This is a genomic window from Mycobacterium sp. AZCC_0083 (genome assembly GCF_014202335.1).
GTDB lineage: Bacteria > Actinomycetota > Actinomycetes > Mycobacteriales > Mycobacteriaceae > Mycobacterium.
This window is the reverse complement of record NZ_JACHGP010000010.1, coordinates 110,432-137,174: the sequence shown is the minus strand read 5'-3', so window position 1 is coordinate 137,174 and position 26,743 is coordinate 110,432. Positions and strand designations below refer to the sequence as shown.

Here is a 26,743-nt window from a genome sequence, read left to right as displayed (position 1 = left end):
GCCGAGGCTGGCGGCACCTGCCGACTACGCGCTGATCCAGTTTCCGTGGAAGCCGTACGGCACGCGGTGCGGCAAGCGGATCGTTGCCACCGGCTGGCCCGCGAAGTCGGACGCATCGAGGATCACCAGATCGCTGCCGTCGCGCGCGGGGTCGTAGACGTATCCGAGGTAGAACCCGTTGCTCTCGTCAGCGGTCCCCGACCCGGATGGCACGAACACCGCCTCGCCGGGGCCGCCGGTGCCGAGGTCGTGTTCGACGGCCTCGCCGGTCGGCAGGTCGTGGCGCACCCAGTTGTGGTCGCCGACCGACACGGAGTAGCGGGCGGGCAGGCCGGCGAGTCTGTCGTCGATGCGGGGGAACTCGATGTTGCGGTCGTCGAGCTGACGCTCGCTCACCGTGCCCGCCGCCATGTCGATCGTCCAGCTCCACAGCACGCCGTCGGCGTCGAAGCCACCGTCGTTGCGCCACAGCTCGGGGTAGCGAACTGCTTGCAGCACAATCGACTTCCCATCGACGGAGTCGTGGGCGTTCGCCACGTGGAACACGTAGCACGGGTCGATCTCGAACCACCGCACCTCGCCGAACGGATCGTCGCGGCGCATCACACCGAGCCGGGCTCCGTAGGCGTCGTCCCAGCGGTAGGGCATGTCGCCCTCACCCTTCATCGCGACGTCGAGGTTGAACACGATCGGCAGGTCCATGAAGATGACGTGCTGCGCGGTGAGGGCGAAGTCGTGCATCATCGTCAGCGCCTTGACGTCCAGGGGACGGCTGATCACCAGCTCACCGTTGGCGTCGGCGCGGTGGTAGGTGACGTGCGGCTCGAAGATGTTGCCGTAGCCGAAGAAGTGCAGCTCGCCCGTCGTCGGGCAGATCTTCGGGTGGGCGGTCATGGAGTCGACCAGCTTGCCGCCGAAGTCGTACGCGCCGATGGTCTCCAAGTCGTTGGAGATCTCGTAGGGCAGTGACGATTCCACCAGCGCCAGGGTCTTTCCCGCGTGGTTGACCACGTGGGTGTTGGCCTTGGCGGCCCGAAGATTGCGCGACCCGTCGGGGCCGTAGATCGGGAAGTCCTCGATGAAGCTATCGGTACGCACCCACCGGTTGCGGTACCACTTGGCTTGGCCGTCCTCGACGCGGACGCCGTGGATCATCCCGTCACCGGTGAACCAGTGGGCGGTGGCCTGGCGCGGGTTGGGTCCGTTGCGCAGGTACCACCCGTCCAGCTCGGGCGGAATGGCGCCCTCGACGGGCAGTGCATATTCGGTGAGCTCGTCGGCGACGGGCGCGTAGTTGCCCACCTGGAAGAACTGGCCCTCACCGGGCAGTCCGGCCGGGTCGGTCGCCGAGAAATCCTTCGTGTCGGTCATCTGAGTCTCCTGGGCTGAAGAAGTAGTGGCTCCAGACTGACATTCCTTTAGTGACATGTCAATAGTGGAGTATCGATGTCTTCGCCGCCGTTGCCCGCTGCTCGTCCGTCGCGCGGAGCGGAAACGTAGGAAGATCGCTGGATGCCGGGCCGTCGCCACTCAGCGCTGCTGTTCAAACTCGCGGTGAACGGCGACGGCACCTCACAGCAGACCATCGTCGACGAACTGCGCCGGGTGATCCTCGACGGCGGGGTGCCGCCGGGCACCTCGATCCCCGTCGGCGACGTCGCCGAACTGTTCGGGGTCAGCGCCATCCCGGTGCGCGAGAGCCTCAAGACCCTCAGCGCCGAGGGGCTGGTGCAGCATCAGCCCAACGTCGGCTATACCGTCGCGCAACTGACCGCCAGCGAGCTGGCCGAGATGTACATCGTGCGCGAGACGCTCGAGTCCGCCGCGCTGGCAGCGGCGGTGAACCTCGCCACCGACGCCGACCGCGCGCACGTCGTCGAGATCAATCGGCTCCTGGAAATCGCGGTGCGCCAAGACGACCCGCAGACCTACCACCGGCAGAGCCGTGAATTCCACATCGGCCTCACCCGGCCCTCCCGCATGCTGCGCCTCATGCACATGCTCGAATCAGCCTGGAACATAACCGAACCCGTCCAAGTCATGGTGCACGTCGAGACCGCCGATAGGGCACGACTGCACCAGGACCACCAAGTCATGCTCGACGCGTTCACGAGCCGCGACGTCGACCGACTGCTCGCCGCAGCAACGGTGCACCATCACAACCTCAACCGGGTGGTCGCCACCCTTCCCCCAGGTAGCGGCCTCATCGAGCCGGATCGGTAGCTGACGAAAATATATTCTTGAGGCAACGGCTACGAAATATGCCGTGGCTAGGTTTCCTGCATCCACTGCACTGTGATGACAGGAAGCCGTCGACATGACCGAACTCAAGGATCAACCGCCGGGCGCCAAGATCGGCGCCGGCGACATCGTCGAAGCCGCAGGGCATCCGGTGGGCGCCGGAGTCATCAAGCCCGACTACGACCCTCGGCTGACCAATGAAGACCTTGCGCCGCTTGGCAAGCAGACCTGGTCGTCCTACAACATCTTCGCGTTCTGGATGTCGGACGTACACAGCGTCGGCGGCTACGTCACCGCCGGCAGCCTGTTCGCGCTCGGCCTTGCCAGCTGGCAGGTACTCATTGCATTGCTGGTGGGCATCACGATCGTCTACTTCCTGTGCAACCTGGTCGCCAAGCCCAGCCAGCAGGCCGGGGTGCCCTATCCCGTGGTGTGCCGCAGCCCATTCGGCGTGCTCGGGGCCAATATCCCGGCGATCATCCGCGGTCTGATCGCCGTGGCGTGGTACGGCATCCAGACCTACCTGGCCTCGGCGGCGCTCGACATCGTGCTGCTCAAGCTGTTCCCCGGGCTGGCCCCCTACGCCGACGTCGAGCAGTACGGCTTCACCGGCCTGTCGCTGCTCGGTTGGGGCAGCTTCACGCTGCTGTGGATCCTGCAGGCAGCCGTGTTCTGGCGCGGCATGGAGTCGATCCGCAAGTTCATCGACTTCTGTGGTCCCGCCGTCTACGTCGTGATGTTCATCCTGTGCGGCTACCTGCTGTGGAAGTCCGGTTGGCACGTCAGCCTGAACCTCGGTGGCGAGAAGAAGGGCAACTCGCTGGTCATCATGCTCGGCGCGATCGCACTGGTGGTGTCCTACTTCTCCGGCCCGATGCTCAACTTCGGCGACTTCGCCCGCTACGGCAAGAGCTTCAAGGCGGTCAAGAAGGGCAACTTCCTCGGCCTGCCGGTCAACTTCCTGGTGTTCTCGCTGCTGGTCGTCATCACGGCGGCCGCGACGGTCCCGGTATTCGGCGAGCTGCTCACCGACCCGGTGCAGACCGTCGCACGCATCGACAGCGTGACCGCAATCGTGTTGGGCGCCTTGACGTTCTCCATCGCCACCATCGGCATCAACATCGTGGCCAACTTCATCTCGCCCGCGTTCGACTTCTCCAACGTCAGCCCGCAGAAGATCAGCTGGCGGATGGGCGGCATGATCGCCGCCGTCGGTTCGGTGCTCCTCACGCCGTGGAATCTGTACAGCAACCCGGAGGTCATCCACTACACACTGGAGACCCTCGGCGCGTTCATCGGCCCGCTGTTCGGCGTCCTCCTCGCGGACTTCTACCTGATCCGCAAGCAGAAGATCGTCGTCGACGACCTGTTCACCATGTCGAAGACCGCGAACTACTGGTACAAGAACGGCTACAACCCGGCCGCGGTGGCCGCGACGCTGGTCGGCGCGATTCTGGCCATGGCACCCGTGCTGCTCGGCGGCATCGTGTTCGGAATGGCCGGTGCGTCGCAGTACAGCTGGTTCATCGGCTGCGGGGTGGCCTTCGCCCTGTACTACGTGCTGGCCACGCGCGGCCCGTGGAAGATGTCGCCGCTGACCGAGAGCGAACCTGCCGAGGCAACCGTCTGATCCGACACGCGCTACGGCCCGACCTTCCACAATTGGAATGTCGGGCCGTACGCTTTTCCGGTGAGCCTTCGCATCGCAGCACTCGGAATGCTGACACAGCACCCCGGCAGTGGCTATGACCTGCTCAAACGCTTCGAGAAGTCGATGGCGAACGTATGGCCTGCCACCCAGAGTCAGCTCTACGGCGAGCTCAACAAGCTTGCCGCCAGCGGCCTGATCGAGGTCTCCGACGTCGGCCCGCGCGGCCGCAAGGAGTATCGCGTCACCGACGCGGGCCGGGCCGAACTGGTGCGCTGGATCACCAGCCCGCAGGACGATCCGGCCTCGCGCAGGCCGGACCTGTTGCGCGTCTTCCTGCTCGACGAGATCCCGGTCGAGGACGCCCGCACGTACGTCACGGCCTTCGCCGAGCACGCCGACTCCGAGCTGAAACGACTCGAGCACCTTCGTGATTCGATCGATTGGTGCGAAAGTGGCGAAGACTTCTACGGCCGCGCAGCGCTGGAGTACGGCCTGCAAAACGCCGTCATGGAGGCGCAGTGGGCGCGCTGGCTGATCAAGGCGATCGACGAGCGGGCCGACGACTGAGTTCAGATTAGTAGTTGCATCGCGATAGTTTCCGATATATCGTCGACGTATCGGAAGCGCATTTCGGCGTTTCCAGTCGAAAGAAGGACACAGACATGAACACCCCATTCAATGAAGGACCCCCCGAGGGTCAATTCGAGAGCCCCTACGTGAGCCGCCCAGGATTCGGATTCGGTCCCACTGACCGCCGCGTCCAGCACGAACAGCGCAGACAAGCCCGTCGCGACTTCCGCGACCACGTCCGTGAACACCGCGGCGGCGGCGATGCCAGCTTCGGTTTCGGACCGGCCTTCGGCCCAGGAGGCTTCGGCCCGGGTCGTGGCTTCGGCTTCGGTCCCGGTGGCTTCGGCCCCGGCGGACCCGGTGGACCTCGCGGAGGCCGCCGCGGCGGACCCCGTGGCGGCGGACGCAGCAGGCGCGGTGACGTGCGTGCCGCGATCCTCAAGCTGCTCACCGACCGGCCGATGCACGGCTACGAGATGATCCAGGAGATCGCCGAGCGCAGCCAGCAACTGTGGAAGCCGAGCCCCGGCTCGGTGTACCCGACGCTGCAGCTGCTCGTCGACGAGGGCCTGATCGTCGCGACCGAGTCCGACGGAAGCAAGAAGCTCTTCGAGCTCACCGACGACGGCCGCGCCGCCGTCGAGAAGATCGAGACGGCACCGTGGGATGAGATCACCGAAGGCGCCGACCCCGGCGCGGTGAGCCTGCGCGCAGCCGTCGGCCAGCTGATGGGCGCAGTCGCCCAGTCGGCGCACGCCGCCTCGGGCGAGCAGCAGCAGCGCATCGTCGACATCGTCAACAATGCGCGCCGCGAGATCTATCAGATCCTCGGCGAGGAATGATCGCGTCGAAAAAGTGTAAGAGAACTGGAGAGCGTGGCTCTTATGTGTGCAAGCGGCCCAACCGGGGCGGCGACCACACATAGGAGCACGACATGTTCACCAAACGCACTCGTACGAAGTCCGTCATCGGGGCGACGATCGCGGACAAGCTGTGGTTTCCGGGCATCCAGACTGGCACCACGTGCAAGGCGAAGGTCGAGTGCCCGGTCGGTGGCGTTGACTTCTTCAACCCCACCTACTGACCCGTACGTGATTTTCGGCGTGATCGGTTGCGCTCAACGCGACCGATCACGCCGAAGTCGCGACGTCGATAGCCTGACCCAATGACGACCTTTCAGCTGGGCCAGTACACGGTCAACCGCGTCGGGTTCGGCGCCATGCAGCTCCCAGGACCCGGTGTCTTCGGGCCACCGCGCGACCACGATCAGGCGATCGCGGTACTCAAGCGGGCCGTCGAGTTGGGCGTCGACCACATCGACACCGCACAGTTCTACGGCCCCGACGTCGCCAATCAACTCATCCGCGAAGCACTGCACCCGTATCCGGAGAACCTGGCGCTGGTCAGCAAGGTCGGGGCACGGCGCGACGACACGGGCGCGTGGGTTCCTGCGCACCAGCCCGACGATCTGCGTGCCGACATCGAGACGAACCTCCAAACCCTCGGTGTCGATCAGCTCGCCGCGGTCAACCTCCGCGTGACGAGTGAGGATCCCAGCAGCCCCGGCGATCTCGACAGCGAGTTGTTCGACCGTCAGCTGACGGCCATGATCACGGCCCGCGACGAAGGGCTGATCACCGGAATCGGACTCAGCAGCATAAGTCTCGAACATCTGCGGATTGCGTTGCAGCGCACGGAGATCGTCACCGTGCAGAACGCATACAACCTGGTCGACCGCACCTCACAACCGGTCCTCGACTTCTGCACTGAACACGACATTTCGTTCGTGCCCTTCTTCCCGCTGGGCTCCGCCTTCAATGCCGACAACCCCGTGCTGGGCAATCCCGCCGTCAAGCAGGCCGCCGTCGATCTGGGCCGCACCCCGGCACAGATCGCGCTCGCGTGGACGCTGTCGGTGGCGCCGAACGTGCTGCTGATCCCCGGCACGTCGTCCGTGGAGCACCTCGAGGAGAACCTGGCCGTCGCCGACATCGAACTGCCCACCGAGGTGAAGTCCCAGCTGGACGCCCTCGCCTAGTTGCGATTTCGGCGTGATCGGTAACGCTCAGCGTGACGAATCACGCCGAAGTCACTGGACGTCGACCCAGTCGAGGGTTCGCTGCACCGCCTTCTGCCAACCCGCGTAGCCGGTGGTGCGCTGGTCCTCGCTCCACGTGGGAGACCAGCGCTTGCCCTCCTGCCAGTTGGCCCGCAGATCGTCGGGGTTCTTCCAGAACCCGACGGCCAGCCCTGCTGCGTAGGCCGCGCCCAGCGCTGTGGTCTCGGCGACGACGGGCTTGACCACGTCGACACCGATCACGTCGGCCTGAATCTGCATGCACAGGTCGTTGGCGGTGATGCCGCCGTCGACCTTGAGCACCTCGAGGTGCACGCCGGAGTCGGCTTCCATGGCATCGACGACGTCACGGCTCTGGTAGCAGATCGCCTCCAGCGTCGCGCGGGCCACGTGCGCGTTGGTGTTGAACCGCGACAGCCCCACGATCGCGCCACGCGCATCCGATCGCCAGTACGGCGCGAACAAACCGGAGAACGCAGGCACGAAGTAGACGCCGCCGTTGTCCTCGACCTGTCGTGCCAGCGCCTCGCTCTGGGCGGCGCCGCTGATGATGCCCAGCTGATCGCGCAGCCACTGCACGGCCGATCCGGTGACGGCGATCGAACCCTCAAGCGCATAAACGGGTTTCGCGTCCCCGAACTGGTAGCACACCGTGGTCAAGAGTCCGTTCTGCGATCGCACGATCTTCTCGCCGGTGTTCAGCAGCAGGAAATTGCCTGTGCCATAGGTGTTCTTGGCCTCGCCGGCACTCAGGCACACCTGTCCGACCATCGCGGCCTGCTGGTCGCCTACGATCCCGGTGACCGCCACTTCACCGCCGAGCGGCCCGTCCGCGAGCGTGGTGCCGTACGCCTCCGGCAACGACGACGGCTTGATGTCGGGCAGCATCCGACGCGGAATCCCGAAGAACGACAACAGTTCATCGTCCCAGTCGAGCGTCTCCAGGTTCATCAGCATGGTGCGGCTGGCGTTCGTCACGTCGGTGACGTGCACGCCGCCACGCGGACCTCCGGTCAGGTTCCACAGCACCCAGGTGTCGGGCGTACCGAAGATCGCGTCGCCGTTCTCGGCGTCGGCGCGCACGCCGTCGACGTTCTCCAGGATCCACTGCACCTTGCCCGCGGAGAAATAGGTTGCGGGCGGTAGCCCCGCCTTGCGACGGATCACGTCGCCGCGGCCGTCGCGGTCCAGCGCGGAGGCGATCCGGTCGGTTCGGGTGTCCTGCCAGACGATGGCGTTGTAATACGGCCTGCCGGTCCTTCTGTTCCAGACCAGCGCGGTCTCACGCTGATTGGTGATGCCCAGGGCGGCCAGGTCGCCCGAGGACAGCTTGGTCTTGTTGAGCGCCGACGTCGTCACCGACGCGGTGCGCTCCCAGATCTCCACCGGGTTGTGCTCGACCCAGCCCGCCCTCGGCAAGATCTGCTCGTGTTCGAGCTGATGGCGGCCGACCTCGGCGCCGTCGTGGTCGAAGATCATGCACCTGGTGCTCGTAGTGCCCTGGTCGATTGCTGCGACGAAGTCGGCCATGCGTCCATGATGGTCCATATGAGCACGCACGTCGCCGACATTGATCGCATGCCCCGTGGAGGCCCGGACGCGTCGTGCCTTGACCGCATCTTGCAGACCGACCGGCTCGAATACCTCGACCGCGACTCGGGCGGAGACCCCCACGAAGAGGCGCGGAAGCGGAGTGTCGTCCGGGCGCTCGAGCTCACGGGACAGTGGTTCGGCAACCACGAGAAGTTCGCACACATCGCACTCGAGGAAGTCGCCGACGTGCCCGACCCGAAGATCCTCGAGCTGGGGTCAGGCCATGGCGGTCTGTCGGCCAAGCTGCTGGAGATGCATCCGACCGCCCGGCTCACCGTCACCGACGTCGAACCCGATTCGGTGGCCGCGATTGCGGCAGGCGACCTTGGCGACGATCCCCGCGTGTTGGTGCGCGAGATGGACGCCACCGACATCGACGCCGCCGACGGCCAGTTCGACCTCGCGGTATTCGCGCTCTCGTTCCATCACCTGCCGCCCGCTGCTGCATCCCGGGTGTTCGCCGAGGGCACCCGCGCCGCCGGCAAGCTGCTGATCATCGACCTACCCCGGCCGCCGACACCGCTGCACCTGCTGCGGCTGGCGACGATGCTGCCGTTCGCGCCGTTCGTCCCGTTCGTGCACGACGGCGTGATCAGCTCACTGCGCTCCTACAGTCCGTCGGCGCTGCGCGCGCTGGCCAACCACGCCGACCCCGCGATCACACTCGAATTACGCGGCGGCCTGGCCAACCCGCAGGTGGTGGTGGCCAGCCGCGGCTAGGCTCGGCCCGTGGGCGAAGAGGTCACCCAGGCCGAATACAGCCGTGCACAACGCCGCGACTACCGGCGCAAGGTGCAGCTGTGCCTCGACGTGTTCGAGACGATGCTCGCCCAATCGAGTTTCGACGTCGAACGGCCGATGACCGGCATGGAGATCGAGTGCAACCTGGTCGACGCCGACTACCAGCCCGTGATGAACAACTCCGAAGTCCTTGCGTCGATCGCCGATCCGGCCTACCAAACCGAATTGGGCGCCTACAACATCGAATTCAACGTTCCGCCGCGACCCTTGCCGGGACGGGCCGCCCTCGAGCTCGAGGGTGAGGTACGCGCCAGCCTGAACGCCGCCGAGGTCAAGGCGAACCAGGACGGCGCCCACATCGTCATGGTCGGCATCCTGCCGACGCTGCTACCCGAGCACCTCGCAGGCGACTGGATGAGCGAGTCGACGCGCTATCAAGCGCTCAACGACTCGATCTTCACCGCGCGCGGCGAGGACATCCACATCGACATCTCCGGGCCGGAGCGACTCAGCCTGGAATCGGCCTCGATTGCGCCCGAATCCGCCTGCACCAGCATGCAATTGCACCTCCAGGTGTCCCCCGCCGACTTCGCGAGGAACTGGAATGCCGCGCAGGTGCTGGCGGGTCCGCAGCTGGCGCTTGGTGCCAACTCGCCATACTTCTTTGGCCACCAGTTGTGGGCGGAGACCCGCATCGAGCTGTTCGCCCAGGCCACCGACACCCGGCCCGACGAGCTCAAGACCCAGGGCGTGCGGCCGCGGGTCTGGTTCGGCGAGCGCTGGATCACGTCGATCTTCGATCTGTTCGAGGAGAACGTCCGCTACTTCCCAACGCTGTTGCCCGAGATCTCCGACGAGGACCCGGTGGCCGAACTCGCGGCGGGCCGTACGCCCAAGCTGTCCGAGTTGCGACTGCACAACGGCACCGTCTACCGGTGGAATCGTCCGGTGTACGACGTCGTCGGCACCGATGGAGGCGGCCGACCGCACCTTCGGGTGGAGAACCGGGTGCTTCCCGCGGGCCCGACGGTGGTGGACATGCTGGCGAACTCGGCGTTCTACTACGGATTGCTGCGCACGTTGGCCGACGACGATCGGCCCATCTGGACGAAGCTGAGTTTCGCTGCAGCAGAACACAACTTCCTCGCCGCTGCACAGCACGGCATGGACGCCCGCCTGTACTGGCCAGGGATCGGCGAGGTGACACCCGATGAGCTGGTGTTGCGCCAGTTGCTGCCGATGGCCGAAGAGGGGCTGCGCCGGTGGGGTGTCGCCGTCGAGGTGCGCGACCGCTTCCTCCGCGTCATCGAAGGCCGTGCCAAGACGGGCCGCAACGGGTCGGCGTGGCAGGTCGCAACGGTCCACGCGTTGCAAGAACGGGGGCTGGCCAGGCCGCAGGCACTGGCCGAGATGCTGCGTCTCTACTGCGAGCGCATGCACAGCAACGAGCCCGTGCACACGTGGGACGGGCCCGCGTAGCGTAGAGCCATGAGCGATTCGACGAACTCCGACATCATGGATTGGGACGACGTTTACCGCGGAGAGGGCGGGTTCGAGGGCCCACCACCGTGGAACATCGGCGAGCCGCAACCCGAATTGGCCGCGCTCATCCAGGCCGGCAAGGTGCGCAGCGACGTGCTCGATGCGGGCTGCGGGCATGCGGAGCTGTCGCTGGCGCTGGCCGCCGACGGTTACACGGTGGTCGGCATCGAGCTGACCCCGACCGCGGTCGCCGCCGCGACCAAGGCTGCCAAGGAACGCAATCTCCCCAATGCGACCTTCGTGCAGGACGACATCACGACGTTCACCGGGTTCGACGGCCGGTTCAACACGATCATCGACTCGACGCTGTTCCACTCGCTGCCCGTCGAGGGCCGCGACGGTTACCAGCAGTCGGTGTTGCGCGCCGCCGCTCCTGGTGCGACGTACTACATCCTGGTGTTCGCGAAGGGCGCATTCCCTGCCGAACTCGAGACCAAGCCCAACGAGGTCGACGAGGCCGAACTGCGGGCAGCGGTCGGAAAGTACTGGGAGATCGACGAAGTCCGGCCTGCGTTCATCCACGCCCACGCGATCGCCATCCGGGACGCGCCGTTCGAGATGCCGCCCCACGACCGCGACGACAAGGACCGGATCAAGTTCCCGGCGTTCCTGTTGACGGCACACAAGGCCTAATCGGTCACGGAGACCAGCGCCGCAGCGAACGCCTCCAGGTCCTCGGCGCTGGCGTCGACGTGAGGTGACAGCCGCAACGCGGGGCGGGGCATCTCCTGCGGCGCACGCTCGGTTCCCGCGTAGGTGGTGACGATCCGGTGTTCGGCGATCAGCCTGGCCCGCACGTCCTGGGGGTCGACGCCGTCGGGTGGGCTCAGCGTGGTGATGGCACTGGGCTCGTCGGTGGGTTCGACCACCTGCCATCCCGCCACACCGGCCAGCGCGGTGCGGGTCATGGCGCCGAGTTCCACCAGCCGGGCCCGGATCTGCGCTGGCCCCGCAGCCAAGTGCTCGCCGAGCGCGATCGAAAGACCCACCTGTGCAGCGCAGTTCACCTCGGTATGGCCGAACCACCCGAGCCTCGACTCGCTCAACAGGCCGCCGCGGGCGGCCAGCACACCGAGCCCTCGCGGCCCAGCGGTCCACTTCCGCGACGCCGAGTACACCGCGTCGGCGCCGACGTCTGCGCAGTCGAGGTGGGCGAAGGCCTGGGCGGCGTCGACGATCAGAGGGATGCCCACACCGCGGCACACCGCGGCGATCGCCTCTACGGGCTGAACGATGCCGCGGTGACTGCCCAGCGGCGTGAAGTGCACCAGCGCAGGCGGATCGGCCCGCAAGGCACGGGCGGCAGCGTCGACGTCGAGACGGCCCGCGTCATCGACCGGCAGCAGCCGCACGTCGAATCCGTGCTGCGCCATGATGACCAGGTTCGGCCCGAACTCGCCAGGCAGACAGGCCAGAGTCTTGGCGCCACGCCAATCGCCGAGCAGGATGTCGAGGGCGTGGTTGGCGCCCGTGGTGAAGACGACGTCGGCGGCGGTGAACCCGGTGAGCGCCGCGACGGCAGCCCGCCCCGCCTCGAGCACGGGCTCGGCGGCTTCGGCCGCGACGTACCCGCCGACCTCGGCCTCGTGCCGCGCGTGCTGGGCCACGGCGTCGATCACGGCGAACGTCTGCCGAGAGCATGCGGCACTGTCGAGGTGCACGCCCGCCACCGGCGGTCTGGCGTCGCGCCAGGCGGTCGCCAGGCTCACTTGACCGCGAGTGACAGCCCGAAGTCCCCGGCCTGATCGGTCCACCAGTTGGTCCGGCGCAGACCGACGGCGGCAAGCTCGGCGGCGACGGCGTCGGCCCGGAACTTGCAGGACACCTCGGTGAGCATCTCCTCGCCGGCAGCGAAGTCGACGCTCATGTCGAGCCCACCGACGCGTACGCGTTGCTGAGTGCTTGCCCGCAGCCACATTTCGATGCGCTCCTCGTCGACGTTCCAGCGTGCGACGTGGTCGAAGGCATCGAGGTCGAAGTCGGCGTCGACTTCCCGGTTCACGACCGCAAGCACGTTCTTGTTGAACTGAGCGGTCACTCCCGCACCGTCGTCATAGGCGCGCACTATCCGGTCGACGTCCTTGACCAAGTCGGTACCCAACAGCAGCCCGTCCCCCGGTTCCAAGTTGTCCGCCAGTGCGGCAAGGAATTCCGCGCGGGGCTCGGTGGTGAGGTTGCCGATGGTCGATCCGAGGAAGATCACCAGCCGGCGGCCAACGTGGGGAATCTTGCCGAGGTGCTCTTCGAAGTCCCCACAGACGGCGTCGATCTCGATGCCCGGGTACTCCTCGCCGATGGCGGCACCGGCGGACTCCAGCACGGACGCATCGACGTCGAAAGGGATGAACCGTCGCAGCGATCCACCATCGCGCAGGGCGTCCAGCAGGATCCGGGTCTTCTCCGACGTACCACTGCCGAGTTCGACCAACGTGTCGGCACCGGAGGCCGCGGCGATGTCCGCGGCGCGGGCCCGCAGGATCTCGGCCTCGGCGCGCGTCGGGTAGTACTCGGGCAGCCGAGTGATCTGGTCGAACAGGTCACTGCCGACGGAGTCGTAGAACCACTTGGGCGGCAACGACTTCGGAGTGCAGGTCAGGCCGTCGCGTACGTCTCGCCGCAGCGCGTCCGCGGCGGAGTCGGCGGCGAGATAGTTGGACAACGACAAGGTCATGACGATCCTTTCAGGGGAACGAGTTCGATGTGCGTGCCGGAGACGTCGACCAGATGGCGGTCGGGGATCTCCTGCCAGTCGGGGTCGTCGTCGTAGGGTTCGCTGGCCAGCACCACGCCGTCGTCTCTCCGCAGCACCGACAGAGTGTCACCCCATGTCGTGGCTAGCAGTCGAGATCCGTTGGCGGCCAGTATGTTCAACCGGGCGTTGGGGTCGGCGGCTCCGACCTCGGCGATGGTGTCACCGAGTCGATCGAGTCCCCTGTCGAAGACAAGTGCCGCGAGAAGTGCACTGTCGACGGTGGATTCAGCCGCCGCAGACGGTGGCAACACCGCCCTGTCCACTATCCCGTTGTGCGACAGCAGCCACCGTCCGTCGGTGAACGGCGCCGTGGCGGTCGCTTCGATGGGCATGCCGACGGACGCCGAGCGGACCGCCGCGACGACGCATTCACTGCGCAGCGCGGGCGCCACCGATGCAAACGATGCGTCACCCCACAGCGGGGCCGCGCTGCGCCACCGTCGCGGGGCCTGCTGGTCGAAGAAGCCGACACCCCAGCCGTCGGCGTTGACCAGGCCGTGCTTCTGACGCCGCGGCGAATACGACTGCACCAGAAGGCCGTACGGCGGGTCGAGGACGAGCGATGCCACCGATACCGGTGCACCCAGCCAGCCCAGATGCCTGCACATCAGGCGTCCCAGGCCAACCGGACACCGGAGAAGATCTGCCGCCGGATGGGGTGATCCCAGTTGCGGAAGCTGGGCCGCACGATGTTCGACCCCACCGCCCAGGCCCCTCCCCGCAGCACGCGGTAGTCGCCGTCGAAGAACGGCTTCGTGTACTGCTCGTAGACCATCGGGGTGAAACCGGGCCACGGCCGCAGCGGCGAGGTGGTCCACTCCCACACGTCGCCGAGCATCTGCTCCGCTCCGTACGCCGACGCGCCGGCCGGGTAGGCCCCAACCGGCGCCGGCCGAAGCGCGTCGCCGTCCAGATTTGCCAACGCGGCGGTGGGTTCCGTTGCACCCCACGGGAACCGGCGACGCTTCTGCGCGACGGGATCCCACGCGCACGTCTTCTCCCACTCCATCTCGGTGGGCAGCCGAGCCCCGGCCCACGCCGCGTACGCCTCGGCTTCGAAGAACGTCACGTGCTGAACGGGTTCGTCGGAGGGAATGTCCTCGACGTGACCAAACCGGGTGCGCGTGCCGTCGACATTCCAGAACTTCGGTGCCACTAGACCCGCCTCCTGGCGATGCGACCAGCCGCGGTCCGACCACCACCGCGGCTCGCGGTAGCCACCGTCGTCGATGAACCGGCGCCACTCGGCGTTGGTGACGGGAACGCGCCCGATCCGGAAGCTGGGCACGTCGACGACGTGCGCAGGCCGCTCGTTGTCCAGCGAGTGCGGTTCGGTGACCGCGTCGACGCCAAGGACGAACGGACCGCCGGGCACCGGAACCGACGTACCCGCGACGCCAGGGCGGCCGAGTGGCAACGGCGCGCCGGTTCCGAGGATCGGCGGGCCCGACCGCAGGCCGAGTGCCTGCAGCATCGTCTCGTCGTGCTGGTTCTCGTGGCTGATCACCAGCCCGTAGACGAACGCGGGATCCACACCCGAGCCGTCGTCGTCGGGTAGTGCGTCCAACGCGTCGAGCGCCTTCGATCGCACGGTGCGGCAGTACGAGCGGGCGTCGGCGGGCGGCAGCAGGGGAAGGTCGACGCGGCTGGCCCGCGAGTGCACGAAGGCGTCGTAGAGACCGTCCACCGCGGCAGGCAGGATGCCGGGCCTGCGCGTGTCGCCGCCGCGCAGCAGCCACAGCTCCTCCTGCTGGCCGATGTGGGCGAGGTCCCAGACCAGCGGACTCATCAGCGGGTCGTACTGGCGCACCAGTTCGGCGTCGTCGAACTCGACCAATCGCAGTGTGCGATCGCGCGCCTGGGTCAGCTCGCGCGCCAGCAGCTCACGCGTCGTCACGAAACACCCTTCGCCAAGTGGCTCACCACCGCGACGACGCCGCGGTCCACGACACGATCGGAGAACTCGTCGGCGGGGCTGCGTCCCGCCTCCACCTGCGCGACCAGTGTCTCCATGGCGTCGATCAACCCCTCGGGTGAGCGTTCGGCTGCAGCCCGCACGCAGCGGATCGCAGACTCCTGCAGCCGTTGGTCGCCGAGCCCGATGCGCGCGGCGCGATCCCATGCGGTGGCGACGGGTTCGGTTGCCTCAGCGGCGATGTCGGCCGCAACGGGGTCGTCGAGCAGCGTGACGAGGGTGAACACGATCGCGGGCCACACGTCGTCGGGCACGCTGTCCAGGTACCGGATCTCGAGGAATCCCCGCGGCCGGACGGGTGGGAACAGCGTGGTCAGGTGGTAGTCGACGTCGGCTGCCGTCGGGCGGCGCCCGTCCAGCAGGGTCGTGCCATCTGCCCAGTCGGCGAGGGGCACCCATTCGGTCACCGGGACGGCCTCGGGAGTGTGCACCAGCATCACCGGTGCCTTCAGCGCGTACCGCGCCCAGTCGTTGGCGGGATCGTCGCCATCCGCACCGAGGATCGGGCCGCAGCGGGCCGAGTCGAGTTGGCTCCACACCCGCTGGCGCGTGCTGCGCCACCCCGAGAATTCACCGGCAAGCAGTGGGGAGTTGGCCGATATCGCGATCATCGTCGGGCCCAACGCGTGGGCCAGTCGCACCCGCGCGGCCCAGCCGTCGCGCGGGCCCGCGTCGACGTTGACCTGAACCGATGCCGTCGAGGTCATCATCGCGGCCCCGGCCACGCCGGTGTCACTGGCCTCGAAGAACCGCTCCATCGCGTGGTAGCGGGCGCCGGGGTTGACCCGTTTGGCGGGCCGGAGCGGATCGGCGCCGAGCAGGACAAGGCCCAGCCCGCTGCGGGCGAAGGCCTCCTGCAGCACCGCCCGATCCGCGCTCATCGCCTCGATCGCCGCGACGGCGCCGTCGAACGGCGGGCCGGAGAGTTCGACCGCGCCGCCCGGTTCGACGGTGATGACGCTGCCACCGGGTAGTTCCGGCACGGTGGCGATGACCTCGGTCAGCTCGTCCCAGCCGGGGCGGCGCATCGGATCGGCCAGGTCGAAGCAGTGCGCCTCGATCTCCAGACCGACGTTGCCGACGGGCCCGTCGCGCAGACATGCGCCGCCGACGTACCTGGCGACATCGGCGGCACTTGATGTCGCCAGTGGAATCGGGCGAAGGTCTGCCGCGGTGGTGGTCATCGCAACCATCCCCTCCCGTTCGGACACGGATCGTTCAAGATCGCCGACACCCCCTCCATCTTCCAGAGGACACCGACAAAGTCTCGCGAATTTCCCGTAACTCGAGGCTGGGTGTTCCCCGGTGGCCCGACCGTTACTGACCGAGCGAGTTCTGCATCGCCCCGGCCAGCACGTTCACCGCGGGCCCGCCGTTGCCAGGCTGACAGACTTTCGCTTGCAGCAGAACGTTCTCGCGCAACCGGGTCTGCGTGAAGCACCGTCGGTCAATACCCACTTCCTGCTTCACCCACACCGCGTCGGTCGCCGTTGGCTGAATCCCCTCGAACGACCACGTCTCGGTGACGAAGTCGTCGAGGTGCATCACGGTGGTCGTGCCATCGCAACCGACGGTTCTGTCGGTCACTCGGTGAAACGCCCTGGTGGCCGCGTCGTTGGTGGCGAACACCCCGACGGCCTGCTTGACCAGGTTGGTGTCGTCGTTCGCCGAACGTTGTGCCACGGCGCCGTTGAACGACGCCAGGTCGGGATCGGCGTAGACGTCGGGCAGCCCGATGTCGGCCCAGTTGTTGCAGTTCGGGGCGTCGACGTAGAAGCCCTGGAACGGTGCGGTGAACGTCGAGTCCCACGTCATCGGGGCACCGACGATGTTGCCCACCGAACCCTTGCCGAGCACGGCGTAGGAGACCACGCCAGGATCGGACGGGCGCGCGGCGGCGGGTGCTGCCAGCGCGACGGCAAGACCGACGACCATCAACGCGGAGGTGATCCGCATGCGGTCAGACCTTCGCCGACAGCGTGACGTCGATGTTCCCGCTGGTGGCCTTCGAGTAGGGGCACACGCCGTGCGCCTTCTGCATCAGGTCGTCGGCGACACCCTGTTCCAGGCCGGGCAGGTAGCCGATGAGGGTGGCGGTCAGTCCGAACCCACCATCGGAATCCTTGCCGAAGCCGATCTGGGCGGTGATGCCGCTGGCGTCGTCGATGGCAATCTTCTCGTTTCGCGCGACCAGCCGCAGCGCACCGAGGAAGCATGCCGAGTAGCCGGCCGAGAACAGCAGTTCGGGGTTCACTCCCTCGCCGCTGCCACCCATCTCCTTGGGCGGGCGGGTATCCAGGTCGATCTTGCCGTCAGTGGACTTGACGTGGCCGTCGCGGCCCCCGCCGGTCGCCGTCGATTCTGCGGTGTAAACGACTTCGATGCTCATGGCTCGATCATGCCAGCCGTGAATGCCGACGGACGAGCCGTCAGTAGATCGTCAGCGTGCAGTACGTGCGCGCTGGCGAGGGGTACGGCCAGGCAAACTGACCGACGTCCGACGGGCACGCCTGTTGGTCGCGAACGTCGAGCCGCTGGGTGACCTGGACGAGCAATCCCGCTTGGCGCCGATCGGTGCAGTCGGCCAGTTGGACCACACCGATGGGCATGTCGAGCACGTAGCAGTGCTCGGCGACGAGGTTGGGCACCAGGCACAGCCGCGACGTCGACGGATCCGCGAATTGTGTTGGCAGATGCTGATACTCGTTACTCGGGCATGAGCCAGCCTTGTCGGTGAGTGCGCCGACGGTGTAGCTCGGGTCGGCACCGCAGCCGGCCTTGGTCGCCTTCAGGGCGCCGTTGGCGGGAGAGTGGTCGGGAATCGCGACGCAGTCGCCGACGGTGAACATCGTGACGCCTTCGCGGGCCAGGGGCTCACCGCGCAGCCCGCACCCGCTGAGCGTTGCCACCAATGCCATCAGCGCGACGAGCGCCCATCGGGCACAGCGCGGGCCAGTCATGGTTAGCGACACTGTCACGATTCACGGGCCACCGCCACATGTTCCCCAAAATTCTCAATAGTCCCACAGACCCCATTGGAATCACAAGACTGTGATTCCACGGCGTGTCGTATCGGCTGTCGGATCGAGAACGCCCCGACTGTGCGGTCCCATACGCCCGTCACTGCGAGTCGTGTATGAAACCGCACAACCGGTGGTCAGCGAAGGGGTGGTGCGATGGCAACCCGATCCGGCTACGCGCCGTTCTTGCCCCGCACGCCCTCCTCGATCGTCTTGCCGAGATCGGGGTCGATGTTCTTCCAGTACTCGAACACCCGCGACAACACCGGCTCCTTGACGCCCTTGGATACGTGCCCGATGACGTTGTTGGCCAACCGCTCCCGCGCCTCGTCGTCGAGCACTTCGCGAACCATGATGCCGGCCTGACCCCAGTCGTCGTCCTCGGGACGCAGCGTGTACGCCGAGCGCACCATGTCCCCGTCCGAGACCCAGTGCACCTCGGCCGCACGCGCCGGGTCGGCCTTGGGACCACCCATCGAGTTCGGCGCGTACACCGGGTCGGTGACATTGCGGATCCGCATGGCGCCGTCCTTGGAGTAGCTGTGCACCTCCACCTTTGGCGTGTTCACCGGGATCTGCTTGTAGTTGACCCCCAGCCGGGCGCGGTGCGCATCGGCGTAGGAGAAACCGCGGGCCAGCAGCATCTTGTCCGGGCTCAGCCCGGTGCCGGGCACGATGTTGTTCGGCTCGAACGCCGCCTGCTCGATCTCGGTGTGATAGTCGGTGACGTTGCGGTCCAGCGTCAGCGTGCCGACGTCGATCAGCGGGTAATCGCCGTGGGGCCAGACCTTGGTCAGGTCGAACGGGTTGTACCGGTAGGTCTTGGCCTCCTCGAACGGCATGATCTGCACCTTGAGCGACCACGTCGGATACTCGCCGCGCTCGATCGCGTCGTACAGATCGCGCTGATGGGCGTCGCCGTCCTTGCCCGCCATCGCGTCCCCCTCGTCCTGGGTGAGGAACTCGATGCCCTGATCGGTCTTGAAGTGGTACTTCACCCAGAACAGCTCGTCGGCGGCGTTCAGCCAGCTGTAGGTGTGGCTGGAGTAGCCGTTCATGTTCCGCCAGGTCTTCGGGATGCCACGATCACCCATCAGCCACGACAGCATGTGCGCTGATTCGGGCACCAGCGTCCAGAAGTCCCACTGCATGTGGTGATCACGCAGGTTGTTGGCCGCCATGCGCTTCTGTGAACGGATGAAGTGCTGAAACTTCATCGGGTCACGGATGAAGAAGATCGGGACGTTGTTCCCGACGATGTCCAGGTTGCCCTCGGACGTGTAGAACTTCTGGGCGAACCCGCGCGGGTCGCGCCAGGTGTCTGGGCTGCCGCGCTCGCCCGCCACCGTCGAAAACCGGCTCAGCGTCTCGGTTTTGACGCCTGGCTGAAACACCGCCGCCTTGGTGAACTGGCTGACGTCGTTGGTCACCTCGAAGTGACCGAACGCGCCGCCGCCCTTGGCGTGCGGCTGGCGCTCCGGGATGCGCTCCCGGTTGAAGTTGGCCATCTGTTCGATCAGGTAGTGATCCTGCAGCAGGATCGGGCCATCGGGGCCGACGGTAAGCGACCGCTCGTCGCTGGGTACCGGATTGCCTGCATCGTTCGTCGTGAAACTGCCGGTCATGTCCTGACTCATCTCCTCTAGTGGGGTGGGCTGTCTCCACTGAAGCTTCGGATACCCAGCCGCGGGCTCACTAAGCCAAATCGGCTACGGCCGGCCATTGAGAAGCAGATAGTGCCGGGGGCGACGAGGCACAGACGCCTCGATCGACGTCCGGACCGCGTCGCGACCCGACACAATGGCTCGCCCGTCCTGGGCGAACACGTTGGGCTGCAGAGACTTTGAGTTGACGCCTCTCAGTATGCGCCCATTCTGGAATGAGTCAAGAAAAAGATTTCCTGGGCTAGCGACTTGGGGTTGTCGTCGGTGCGCCAGGCTGACCCGGTGCACTTGGACCGCCCGGTCCCATGCCGCCGGGTCCACCGGGCCCGAAGCCGGGGAACCCACCCGGTCCGCCGGGGAAGACGAAACCGGGTCCCGGCCGGAACATCGGGCCCATGCGCTGGCCGTCCTCGTGCATCTGCCCGCCACCGCGATGGTCTCCGCGGTCGCCGCCACCCCAGTGATGGCCGCCGCCGCCGGAGTGCGCGCCGAGGATGAAGCCGCTGAAGAAGATGACAGCGACGACGAACACGGTGCCTGCCACGATGCCGACCCACGCGGCGACGGCGGTGAGTCTGCTCGGCTTGCGGTCGTGCTCGTGCGGCGCAGGCGGTGGAGTCGGGGGAACGGCCGGCGGCGGCGCGGCTTCGATGGGGCCGGTCGTTGGTTCGGTGGACGTGGGTGTTTCGCTCATGTTTCCGATGATCGTCGCGGTTCTGAGGTGCTGGTCAAGAAGCAGCTATGAATCAGCTATGAAACTCCTGGCCGTCAGCCAACTCCCACCGTCCGCCGAAACTGCGGTCAGATCGCGATTCTGCGCAGAATCGCGATCTCCCAGCAGAATCGATGGCGAGGGTGGGCCAGGGGCGCGGGGTTACCAGGGCTTGAAGGGGTTCACCGCGAACTGGACGACGCGATACGGCGCAGGGTCGCCGCCGGGGCGGGTGTCCCACTGGCTGATGAACACCCGGACCTCGTCGAGCGTGGAGCCCGGCGAGATGTAGCCGCCGTACGGCTGGGCCAGCTGGTTGTCCTGGGGTGGCGGCAGGTCGTCCGCGACGTCGGGCCACGCCGAGGCGAAGACGACCGTCGTCACCGGCGCGGTGCCAAGTTTGGTCGGGTCGTAGGCCACGCGGACCTCCATGTTGCCGGTGCTGGCATTGAAGTAGGACAGCACCGTCTTGCCGTCGATCTCGCGGATGTTCATCTCCCCGACCTTGTCCGGCCACAGCGGTGTCGGCGGCTTGTTCCATCCGCCGGTCGCGGACCAGGGCTGCCAGCTGGACCGGTCGGTGAAGGTCTGCGGCGTGGCCCGGTAGAGCTCCACCGGGCCGCTTCGGTCGAAGTCGTTGGCCACGATGTACACCCAGCCGCTCGCGGAGTCGGGGGTCGGGACCGGGTCGTAGTAGCCGCTGATCTGCGACTGCCGTCCGCCCGCATAGTCGCCGGGCCGCGCCGACTTCGGCACCGTCGGCCAGCTCCCCCTTGCCGCATCGGCCTCGACCAGTCGCGACGTCGTGGGAACCAGGTCCTTGGTGGTGGTGACGAGCATGTAGTTCTCGCGGTTGATCGCCACGATGCCCGCGGGCAACTGGGAGGAGCCGGGCGGTGTCGGGTCGGCCAGCAGCGGCTTGTCGGTCCCGGTGACACCGGTGTAGCGCACGCCGGCCGGGTCGTCGACCGAGTCGGTCTCGACGTGCAACGCGACGGGTGAGTACCAGCCGCCGAACCCAACGCCCTGGCCCGCGAAGCTGTCACCGCACACCTGCAGGACGCGGCTGGGAAACTCCATGAAATCGCACAGATCGGTGCCGCCGATGCCGTAATCACTTGTCGGCGTTCCGGTTCCAGCGGCCGGACCGATGCGCATCACCTGCCCGAGCGCCAGCGCAGGAAGTACCGGTTCAGGCGCGGGAGCAGGAGGGTCGGCGGTGGCAACGGGAGCCACGGCCAGGCATGCGACTACCGCGATGCCGACCGCAGCGCGGATCACAACTGCGCGGCGAGAAGCTCGGCGATCTGAATGGTGTTGAGTGCGGCACCCTTTCGCAGGTTGTCGCCGGAAACGAACAGCGCAAGCCCGCGACCGTCCGGGACCCCCGGGTCCTGACGGATCCGGCCGACCAGCGAGTCGTCCACGCCCGCGGCGGCCAACGGCGTCGGCACGTCGACCAGCGTCACACCTGGTGCACCGGAGAGGATCTCGGTCGCGCGCGCCGGCGAGATAGGCCTGGCGAACTCCACGTTGATCGACAGCGAGTGCCCGGTGTACACCGGCACCCGCACGCACGTTCCGCTGACGAGAAGGTCGGGGATGCCAAGGATCTTGCGACTCTCGCTGCGCAGTTTCTGATCCTCGTCGGTCTCACCGGAGCCGTCGTCGACCAACGACCCGGCCAGCGGCACCACGTTGAAGGCGATTGGTGCGACGTACTTCTCGGGCGCGGGGAACGTCAGCGCCGAACCGTCGTGGACCAGTTGCTCGCTGTCCTCGACCACGGCACGTGCCTGGCCGAACAGTTCTTGAACACCGGCCAGCCCGCTGCCGGACACCGCCTGATAGGTCGAGGCGATCATGCGCACCAGTTGCGCTTCGTCGTGCAGCACCTTGAGCACCGGCATCGCGGCCATGGTGGTGCAGTTGGGGTTGGCGATGATGCCCTTTTTGAGGGACCGAGCACGGTTTCCGACGTCTCTATCGAAGTTGACCTCCGACACGACCAGTGGGACGTCGGGGTCCTTGCGGAACGCCGACGAGTTGTCGATGACGATGACGCCCGCGGCGGCGAACCGCGGTGCCTGCACGCGCGACATCGTCGCGCCTGCGGAGAACAACGCGATGTCCAGACCCGACGGGTCGGCGGTCGCGGCGTCCTCGACCTCGATCTCCTCGCCGCGGAACGAGAGCTTCTTGCCCTGCGAACGCGCGGAGGCGAAGAACCGCACCGACGTGGCGGGGAAGTCGCGCTCCTCCAACAACTTCCGCATGACCTGGCCGACCTGCCCGGTCGCGCCAACTACACCAATGTTGACCATTTAAATCCCGCTTCCCGCGTACACGACCGCTTCTTCCTCGCCACCGAGCCCGAAGGCTTCGTGCAGTGCCAGGACCGCCTTGTCCAGCTCGGTGTCCCTGACCAGCACCGAGATCCGGATCTCGGAGGTCGAAATGAGGTCGATGTTGACGCCGACGGCGGCCAGCGCCTCGCAGAACGTGGCCGTCACGCCAGGATGGCTGCGCATGCCCGCCCCGATCAACGACACCTTGCCGATGTGGTCGTCGTACAGCACTGCGCTGTGGCCGATCTCGTGCTGCAGCGACGTCAGCTTCTCCACCGCGCCCGGCCCGCTCTCCCGCGAGCAGGTGAACGTGATGTCGGTCTTGCCGTCCTCGATCTTGGACACGTTCTGCAACACCATGTCGATGTTCACGTCGGCGTCGGCAACGGCGCGGAAGACCTTGGCGGCGTAGCCGGGAACGTCGGGCAGACCGACGACGGTGACCTTCGCCTCACCACGGTCGTGAGCAACTCCGGTCAGGATCGCGTCTTCCATTGGGATGTCCTCCATCGATCCTTTGACGAGCGTGCCCGGCCTGTCGGAATACGACGACCTGACGTGTATCGGAACGTCGTAGCGGCGGGCGTATTCCACACACCGCAGCATGAGTACCTTGGCCCCGCAGGCCGCCATCTCGAGCATCTCCTCGAAGCTGACGGTGTCCAGGTGCCGGGCGTTCGGCACGATGCGCGGGTCGGCGGTGAAGATGCCGTCCACGTCGGTGTAGATCTCGCACACGTCGGCGTGCAGGGCGGCGGCCAACGCGACGGCGGTGGTGTCCGACCCGCCGCGGCCAAGCGTGGTGACGTCCTTGCTGTCCTGGCTGACGCCCTGGAACCCGGCGACCAGCACGATCAGGCCCTCGTCGAGTGCTTCGCGCAACCGGCCGGGCGTGACGTCGATGATCTTGGCGTTGCCGTGCGTGCTGGTGGTGATCACGCCGGCCTGCGACCCGGTGAACGATCTGGCCTCGGCTCCGAGCGAGGAGATGGCCATGGCGACCAGCGCGTTGGAGATCCTCTCGCCGGAGGTCAGCAGCATGTCCATCTCACGGGCGGGCGGGGCCGGATTGACCTGGCGAGCCAGGTCGAGCAGGTCGTCGGTGGTGTCACCCATTGCGGACACGACCACGACGACGTCGTTGCCCGCCTTCTTGGTCTCGACGATGCGCTCGGCGACGCGGCGGATCCGATCGGCATCGGCCACCGAGGATCCACCGTACTTCTGTACGACGAGCGCCACCCGTCCGCCTTTCTGGGTATTTCCGCAACGGAGTCATACAAAGGATAAGCGGTCTGCGCACGCGGTTTTCCTCTCCCGTCCGTAGCGTTAGTCACCGTGACCGACCGGCGGGCAGTCCACGCAAGCGCGGCTCCATCGCAGCGACCCGGGGAACAGAGCCGGAGCGCGGAGACGTCCGTGCCGATACATCCCCCCATCGCTGACCGCTGGAGTCCGCGTGCCTTCGATCCGGACGCCGTCGTGACGGTCGCCGAGGTCACTGCCCTGCTGGAGGCGGCCCGCTGGGCGGCGACCTGGGGAAAGCGCCAGCCGGTGCGGTTCCTGGTCGGCTTCCGCGGTGACGAGACGTTCACCGCGCTGACCGGCGTGCTCAGACGCGGCAACCGGTACGCGCACGCGGCGGGTGCGCTGATCCTGGTTGCCGCCGACGAGGGGCCCGACGAGAAGACCGCGCTGTACTCGGCGGTCGACGCAGGCGCGGCCATGGCCAACATGGCGGTGGAGGCGGTGTCGCGGTCGCTGATCGTGCACCCGATGGCGGGGTTCGACGCCGAGGCGGCCCGCACAGCGTTCGCCATTCCCGACGAGGTACGCCCGCTCGCGGTGGTCGCGGTCGGAAGCCTCGGGGACTACTCGACGGCGCCCCCCGAGATCGTCGAGCGTGACGCGCTCCCGCGTGAGCGGCTCGCGCTCGAGGACGTGGCGTTCGTGGGGACGTGGGGGTCTGCGTTCACGCCGGGCACGTCGTCGCCAACGCTTTGACCTGGATTTCGTACTGGTCATTGAACGCCTTGACCGCCATCGCCGCGGGGGGCATCGCAGCCCCAGGTGCGGTGTGCGCGCTCTGATCGTCGAAGTCGATGCGCGCACGGACGAGTCGGTCCGCGGTCTTCGCCAATTCGCTCGCCGGCCCGGTCAGGTCGGCCGCCGTGACCTTTGCCGCCCGGTCGGCCAGCCCGTCCGCCCAGCCCCGGTAGTCGGACGCGCTTGGTCCGGTTTCCTTCTCGTAGGACCCCGCTTCCGGGATGTGTGTCTTGGCGTTCATCGCGTCGATCTGAGTCTTGTTGAACGACAGCAGCTCTCGCACGGGCGCACAGTCGGCCGAGGACGGGCCACGGAAGAACGCCCACCAGATGCCAGTCCCTATGACGATGGCCACCAGCACCACGACAGTCGTCAGTGGCTTTACTCGTCTCATGCCTTGATGCTGGCACGAGCGGCCCAGTGTGATCTCGACGACGTTACCGGGATGCAACACAGCAATCCTGTCTACGTAACAGAAACATCGGTTACTGCCAGTGATCGGCCCTTTGGTGGCCGCACCACTCGCAGGAGATGTTGATGGATACAGGAACCACCGCGTTCATGCTGTGTTGCATCATCGGCCTCACGCTGATGATTCCCGGGCTTGCGCTGTTCTACGGCGGCATGGTCTCGGTCAAGAGCTCGACCAACATGATGATGATGACGTTCGGCGCGGCAGCGCTCGTCGGCGTGCTCTGGGTGCTGTTCGGTTTCTCGATGGCGTTCGGCACCTCACACGGCGGCTTCGTCGGCAGCTTCACCGAGTTCGCGGGGATGAAGGACCTGCTCGAGTCGCAGACCACCATCGCAGGTCTGCAAGTCAGCCTGTTCGCCCTGTTCCAGGCGCTGTTTGCGGCCATCACCGTCGCGCTGATCTCGGGCGCCGCGGCTGACCGGATGAAGTTCAGCGCGTGGATGGTCTTCGCGGGCCTGTGGGCGGTGCTGGTGTACTTCCCCGTCGCGCACTGGGTGTTCGCCTTCAACGGCGTCGTGACGCCCGACGCCGTCGGCGGCTGGATCGCCAACAACCTCAAGGCGATCGACTTCGCCGGTGGCACCGCGGTCCACATCAACGCAGGTGCCGCCGCTCTTGCCGTCGCGATCGTGCTCGGCAAGTCCGCGAGCTGGGGCACGCTGCGCAAGCCGCACAACGTGCCGCTGACCCTGCTCGGCGCCGGCCTGCTGTGGGCCGGCTGGTACGCGTTCAACGGCGGCTCGGCACTGGCCGCGGGCAACTCGGCGGCCATCGTCATGGTCACGACGTTCGTCGCGACGTGTGCGGCCACCCTGGCGTGGCTGGCGGTCGAGAAGCTCAAGGACGGGCACGTCACCGGTGTCGGCGCCGCAGCCGGAGCAATCACCGGCTTGGTTGCCATCACTCCCGCGTGTGGGGCGGTCACCCCGGTCGGCGCCATCATCCTCGGCTTGATCGCCGGCGCGATCTGCCCGTTCGCGGTGGGTCTCAAGTCGAAGTTCGGCTACGACGACTCGCTCGACGTCGTCGGCGTGCACCTCGTCGGCGGTGTCATCGGCACCCTGCTGATCGGCTTCCTCGCCAGCGCGGGCATGCCGAGCAAGGTAAACGGAGTGTTCTACGGCGGCGGCTTCGACCAGCTCTGGCGGCAGGCAGTGGCAGCCGGTGCGGTGATGGTCTATTCGTTCGTCGTCGCGTTCATCATCGCGTTCGCGATCAAGAAGACGATGGGCATCCGCGTGGCTCCCGAGGACGAGGAAAGCGGTATCGACGCCAAGTTGCATCGCGACGCGGCGTACGAACTCTTACCTGCCTGACGACCAAGTCCCGGTCGACG

27 protein-coding genes are annotated in these 26,743 nt (G+C 66.9%); 11 read left to right on the top strand and 16 right to left on the bottom strand.

All coding sequences use genetic code 11. The annotated features are described in order from the left end of the window. Positions 1-24: 24 nt before the first annotated feature. Positions 25-1,371, bottom strand: coding sequence for a carotenoid oxygenase family protein (locus HNP02_RS24830; protein ID WP_184443149.1), 1,347 nt, complete (start codon positions 1,369-1,371; stop codon positions 25-27). A gap of 141 nt (positions 1,372-1,512) precedes the next feature. Here HNP02_RS24830 and HNP02_RS24825 point away from each other — a divergent pair, with 141 nt between their 5' ends. The 6 genes from HNP02_RS24825 (at position 1,513) to HNP02_RS24800 (ending at position 6,500) form a co-directional block, all read left to right on the top strand. After that, on the top strand, positions 1,513-2,223 hold the full coding sequence (locus tag HNP02_RS24825) for a GntR family transcriptional regulator (protein WP_184443148.1): 711 nt from the start codon (positions 1,513-1,515) through the stop codon (positions 2,221-2,223). A gap of 94 nt (positions 2,224-2,317) precedes the next feature. Next, positions 2,318-3,871 (top strand): NCS1 family nucleobase:cation symporter-1, encoded by a 1,554-nt coding sequence (locus tag HNP02_RS24820; RefSeq protein ID WP_184443147.1) that lies wholly within the window; start codon positions 2,318-2,320, stop codon positions 3,869-3,871. Between the two features lie 60 nt (positions 3,872-3,931). After that, positions 3,932-4,459 (top strand): PadR family transcriptional regulator, encoded by a 528-nt coding sequence (locus HNP02_RS24815; protein WP_184443146.1) that lies wholly within the window; start codon positions 3,932-3,934, stop codon positions 4,457-4,459. A 95-nt stretch (positions 4,460-4,554) separates the two neighbouring features. Beyond that, a complete protein-coding gene (locus HNP02_RS24810) occupies positions 4,555-5,304 on the top strand; it encodes a PadR family transcriptional regulator (protein ID WP_184443145.1) in 750 nt (249 codons plus the stop codon). A gap of 92 nt (positions 5,305-5,396) precedes the next feature. Next, the gene (locus HNP02_RS24805) at positions 5,397-5,546 is read left to right on the top strand and encodes a hypothetical protein (protein ID WP_184443508.1); all 150 of its coding nucleotides are present in this window, start codon (positions 5,397-5,399) and stop codon (positions 5,544-5,546) included. Positions 5,547-5,627: 81 nt separating this feature from the next. Continuing rightward, positions 5,628-6,500, top strand: coding sequence for an oxidoreductase (locus HNP02_RS24800; protein ID WP_184443144.1), 873 nt, complete (start codon positions 5,628-5,630; stop codon positions 6,498-6,500). A gap of 51 nt (positions 6,501-6,551) precedes the next feature. Here the strand turns inward: HNP02_RS24800 and glpK are convergent, their stop codons facing one another. Further along, complete coding sequence (gene glpK, locus HNP02_RS24795; RefSeq protein ID WP_184443143.1) at positions 6,552-8,069, bottom strand: glycerol kinase GlpK; 1,518 nt, start codon at positions 8,067-8,069, stop codon at positions 6,552-6,554. Between the two features lie 9 nt (positions 8,070-8,078). Between glpK and HNP02_RS24790 the strand changes: the two genes are divergently transcribed. From HNP02_RS24790 to HNP02_RS24780, 3 genes are read left to right on the top strand one after another with little or no spacing between them, the layout of a single operon-like run. Further along, positions 8,079-8,852: a class I SAM-dependent methyltransferase gene (locus tag HNP02_RS24790; protein ID WP_184443483.1), complete on the top strand. Its 774-nt coding sequence runs from the start codon at positions 8,079-8,081 to the stop codon at positions 8,850-8,852. Between the two features lie 9 nt (positions 8,853-8,861). Further along, positions 8,862-10,352, top strand: a complete 1,491-nt coding sequence (locus HNP02_RS24785) for a glutamate--cysteine ligase (RefSeq protein WP_184443142.1) — start codon at positions 8,862-8,864, stop codon at positions 10,350-10,352. 9 nt (positions 10,353-10,361) lie between these two features. Beyond that, positions 10,362-11,048 carry a class I SAM-dependent methyltransferase gene (locus HNP02_RS24780; RefSeq protein ID WP_304611012.1) on the top strand — a complete coding sequence of 229 codons (687 nt, stop codon included), beginning with the start codon at positions 10,362-10,364 and terminating at the stop codon, positions 11,046-11,048. Here the strand turns inward: HNP02_RS24780 and egtE are convergent. From egtE to HNP02_RS24715, 13 genes are all read right to left on the bottom strand, one after another. After that, positions 11,045-12,124 carry an ergothioneine biosynthesis PLP-dependent enzyme EgtE gene (gene egtE, locus HNP02_RS24775; protein WP_184443141.1) on the bottom strand — a complete coding sequence of 360 codons (1,080 nt, stop codon included), beginning with the start codon at positions 12,122-12,124 and terminating at the stop codon, positions 11,045-11,047. The two genes, HNP02_RS24780 and egtE, sit on opposite strands and share 4 nt — an antisense overlap. Beyond that, the gene (gene egtD / locus HNP02_RS24770) at positions 12,121-13,086 is read right to left on the bottom strand and encodes an L-histidine N(alpha)-methyltransferase (RefSeq protein WP_184443140.1); all 966 of its coding nucleotides are present in this window, start codon (positions 13,084-13,086) and stop codon (positions 12,121-12,123) included. The genes egtE and egtD overlap by 4 nt, the downstream gene beginning before the upstream one ends. Beyond that, positions 13,083-13,775 carry an ergothioneine biosynthesis protein EgtC gene (gene egtC / locus HNP02_RS24765; RefSeq protein ID WP_184443139.1) on the bottom strand — a complete coding sequence of 231 codons (693 nt, stop codon included), beginning with the start codon at positions 13,773-13,775 and terminating at the stop codon, positions 13,083-13,085. Before egtC ends, egtD begins: the two co-directional genes overlap by 4 nt. After that, positions 13,775-15,064 carry an ergothioneine biosynthesis protein EgtB gene (gene egtB, locus HNP02_RS24760; RefSeq protein ID WP_184443138.1) on the bottom strand — a complete coding sequence of 430 codons (1,290 nt, stop codon included), beginning with the start codon at positions 15,062-15,064 and terminating at the stop codon, positions 13,775-13,777. Before egtB ends, egtC begins: the two co-directional genes overlap by 1 nt. Then, positions 15,061-16,335 carry an ergothioneine biosynthesis glutamate--cysteine ligase EgtA gene (egtA, locus tag HNP02_RS24755; RefSeq protein ID WP_375373709.1) on the bottom strand — a complete coding sequence of 425 codons (1,275 nt, stop codon included), beginning with the start codon at positions 16,333-16,335 and terminating at the stop codon, positions 15,061-15,063. The genes egtB and egtA overlap by 4 nt, the downstream gene beginning before the upstream one ends. A gap of 124 nt (positions 16,336-16,459) precedes the next feature. Next, entirely contained in the window at positions 16,460-17,098 is a 639-nt protein-coding gene (locus HNP02_RS24750) for a sensor domain-containing protein (RefSeq protein WP_184443136.1), read from the bottom strand. A gap of 4 nt (positions 17,099-17,102) precedes the next feature. Next, complete coding sequence (locus tag HNP02_RS24745; RefSeq protein WP_184443135.1) at positions 17,103-17,531, bottom strand: organic hydroperoxide resistance protein; 429 nt, start codon at positions 17,529-17,531, stop codon at positions 17,103-17,105. Positions 17,532-17,571: 40 nt separating this feature from the next. Further along, the gene (locus HNP02_RS24740) at positions 17,572-18,102 is read right to left on the bottom strand and encodes a hypothetical protein (RefSeq protein ID WP_184443134.1); all 531 of its coding nucleotides are present in this window, start codon (positions 18,100-18,102) and stop codon (positions 17,572-17,574) included. A 233-nt stretch (positions 18,103-18,335) separates the two neighbouring features. Continuing rightward, positions 18,336-19,787, bottom strand: coding sequence for a catalase (locus HNP02_RS24735; protein WP_184443133.1), 1,452 nt, complete (start codon positions 19,785-19,787; stop codon positions 18,336-18,338). A 280-nt stretch (positions 19,788-20,067) separates the two neighbouring features. Beyond that, on the bottom strand, positions 20,068-20,520 hold the full coding sequence (locus tag HNP02_RS24730; RefSeq protein WP_184443132.1) for a hypothetical protein: 453 nt from the start codon (positions 20,518-20,520) through the stop codon (positions 20,068-20,070). A 180-nt stretch (positions 20,521-20,700) separates the two neighbouring features. After that, entirely contained in the window at positions 20,701-21,819 is a 1,119-nt protein-coding gene (locus HNP02_RS24725; RefSeq protein WP_375373705.1) for a DUF4185 domain-containing protein, read from the bottom strand. Continuing rightward, positions 21,816-22,862, bottom strand: coding sequence for an aspartate-semialdehyde dehydrogenase (locus HNP02_RS24720; RefSeq protein ID WP_184443131.1), 1,047 nt, complete (start codon positions 22,860-22,862; stop codon positions 21,816-21,818). The genes HNP02_RS24725 and HNP02_RS24720 overlap by 4 nt, the downstream gene beginning before the upstream one ends. After that, positions 22,863-24,128 (bottom strand): aspartate kinase, encoded by a 1,266-nt coding sequence (locus HNP02_RS24715; RefSeq protein WP_184443130.1) that lies wholly within the window; start codon positions 24,126-24,128, stop codon positions 22,863-22,865. A gap of 177 nt (positions 24,129-24,305) precedes the next feature. Here HNP02_RS24715 and HNP02_RS24710 point away from each other — a divergent pair, with 177 nt between their 5' ends. After that, positions 24,306-24,890 (top strand): nitroreductase family protein, encoded by a 585-nt coding sequence (locus tag HNP02_RS24710; RefSeq protein WP_309241678.1) that lies wholly within the window; start codon positions 24,306-24,308, stop codon positions 24,888-24,890. Here the strand turns inward: HNP02_RS24710 and HNP02_RS24705 are convergent. Beyond that, the gene (locus HNP02_RS24705; protein ID WP_184443128.1) at positions 24,859-25,326 is read right to left on the bottom strand and encodes a hypothetical protein; all 468 of its coding nucleotides are present in this window, start codon (positions 25,324-25,326) and stop codon (positions 24,859-24,861) included. The two genes, HNP02_RS24710 and HNP02_RS24705, sit on opposite strands and share 32 nt — an antisense overlap. A 143-nt stretch (positions 25,327-25,469) precedes the next feature. Between HNP02_RS24705 and HNP02_RS24700 the strand changes: the two genes are divergently transcribed. Continuing rightward, positions 25,470-26,723: an ammonium transporter gene (locus tag HNP02_RS24700; RefSeq protein WP_184443127.1), complete on the top strand. Its 1,254-nt coding sequence runs from the start codon at positions 25,470-25,472 to the stop codon at positions 26,721-26,723. Positions 26,724-26,743: the final 20 nt, after the last annotated feature.

What these genes read in the sequence shown, in the direction of transcription:
- HNP02_RS24720 (WP_184443131.1), bottom strand. Translation starts at nt 22,862, where the DNA reads ATGGTCAACATTGGTGTAGTTGGCGCGACCGGGCAGGTCGGCCAGGTC.
- HNP02_RS24700 (WP_184443127.1), top strand. Translation starts at nt 25,470, where the DNA reads ATGGATACAGGAACCACCGCGTTCATGCTGTGTTGCATCATCGGCCTC.
- HNP02_RS24745 (WP_184443135.1), bottom strand. Translation starts at nt 17,531, where the DNA reads ATGAGCATCGAAGTCGTTTACACCGCAGAATCGACGGCGACCGGCGGG.
- HNP02_RS24750 (WP_184443136.1), bottom strand. Translation starts at nt 17,098, where the DNA reads ATGCGGATCACCTCCGCGTTGATGGTCGTCGGTCTTGCCGTCGCGCTG.
- HNP02_RS24780 (WP_304611012.1), top strand. Translation starts at nt 10,362, where the DNA reads ATGAGCGATTCGACGAACTCCGACATCATGGATTGGGACGACGTTTAC.
- HNP02_RS24735 (WP_184443133.1), bottom strand. Translation starts at nt 19,787, where the DNA reads ATGACCGGCAGTTTCACGACGAACGATGCAGGCAATCCGGTACCCAGC.
- HNP02_RS24805 (WP_184443508.1), top strand. Translation starts at nt 5,397, where the DNA reads ATGTTCACCAAACGCACTCGTACGAAGTCCGTCATCGGGGCGACGATC.
- HNP02_RS24820 (WP_184443147.1), top strand. Translation starts at nt 2,318, where the DNA reads ATGACCGAACTCAAGGATCAACCGCCGGGCGCCAAGATCGGCGCCGGC.
- HNP02_RS24790 (WP_184443483.1), top strand. Translation starts at nt 8,079, where the DNA reads ATGGTCCATATGAGCACGCACGTCGCCGACATTGATCGCATGCCCCGT.
- HNP02_RS24810 (WP_184443145.1), top strand. Translation starts at nt 4,555, where the DNA reads ATGAACACCCCATTCAATGAAGGACCCCCCGAGGGTCAATTCGAGAGC.
- HNP02_RS24730 (WP_184443132.1), bottom strand. Translation starts at nt 20,520, where the DNA reads ATGAGCGAAACACCCACGTCCACCGAACCAACGACCGGCCCCATCGAA.
- glpK (WP_184443143.1), bottom strand. Translation starts at nt 8,069, where the DNA reads ATGGCCGACTTCGTCGCAGCAATCGACCAGGGCACTACGAGCACCAGG.
- HNP02_RS24830 (WP_184443149.1), bottom strand. Translation starts at nt 1,371, where the DNA reads ATGACCGACACGAAGGATTTCTCGGCGACCGACCCGGCCGGACTGCCC.
- HNP02_RS24800 (WP_184443144.1), top strand. Translation starts at nt 5,628, where the DNA reads ATGACGACCTTTCAGCTGGGCCAGTACACGGTCAACCGCGTCGGGTTC.
- egtC (WP_184443139.1), bottom strand. Translation starts at nt 13,775, where the DNA reads ATGTGCAGGCATCTGGGCTGGCTGGGTGCACCGGTATCGGTGGCATCG.
- egtD (WP_184443140.1), bottom strand. Translation starts at nt 13,086, where the DNA reads ATGACCTTGTCGTTGTCCAACTATCTCGCCGCCGACTCCGCCGCGGAC.
- HNP02_RS24825 (WP_184443148.1), top strand. Translation starts at nt 1,513, where the DNA reads ATGCCGGGCCGTCGCCACTCAGCGCTGCTGTTCAAACTCGCGGTGAAC.
- egtA (WP_375373709.1), bottom strand. Translation starts at nt 16,335, where the DNA reads ATGGTTGCGATGACCACCACCGCGGCAGACCTTCGCCCGATTCCACTG.
- HNP02_RS24740 (WP_184443134.1), bottom strand. Translation starts at nt 18,102, where the DNA reads ATGACTGGCCCGCGCTGTGCCCGATGGGCGCTCGTCGCGCTGATGGCA.
- HNP02_RS24705 (WP_184443128.1), bottom strand. Translation starts at nt 25,326, where the DNA reads ATGAGACGAGTAAAGCCACTGACGACTGTCGTGGTGCTGGTGGCCATC.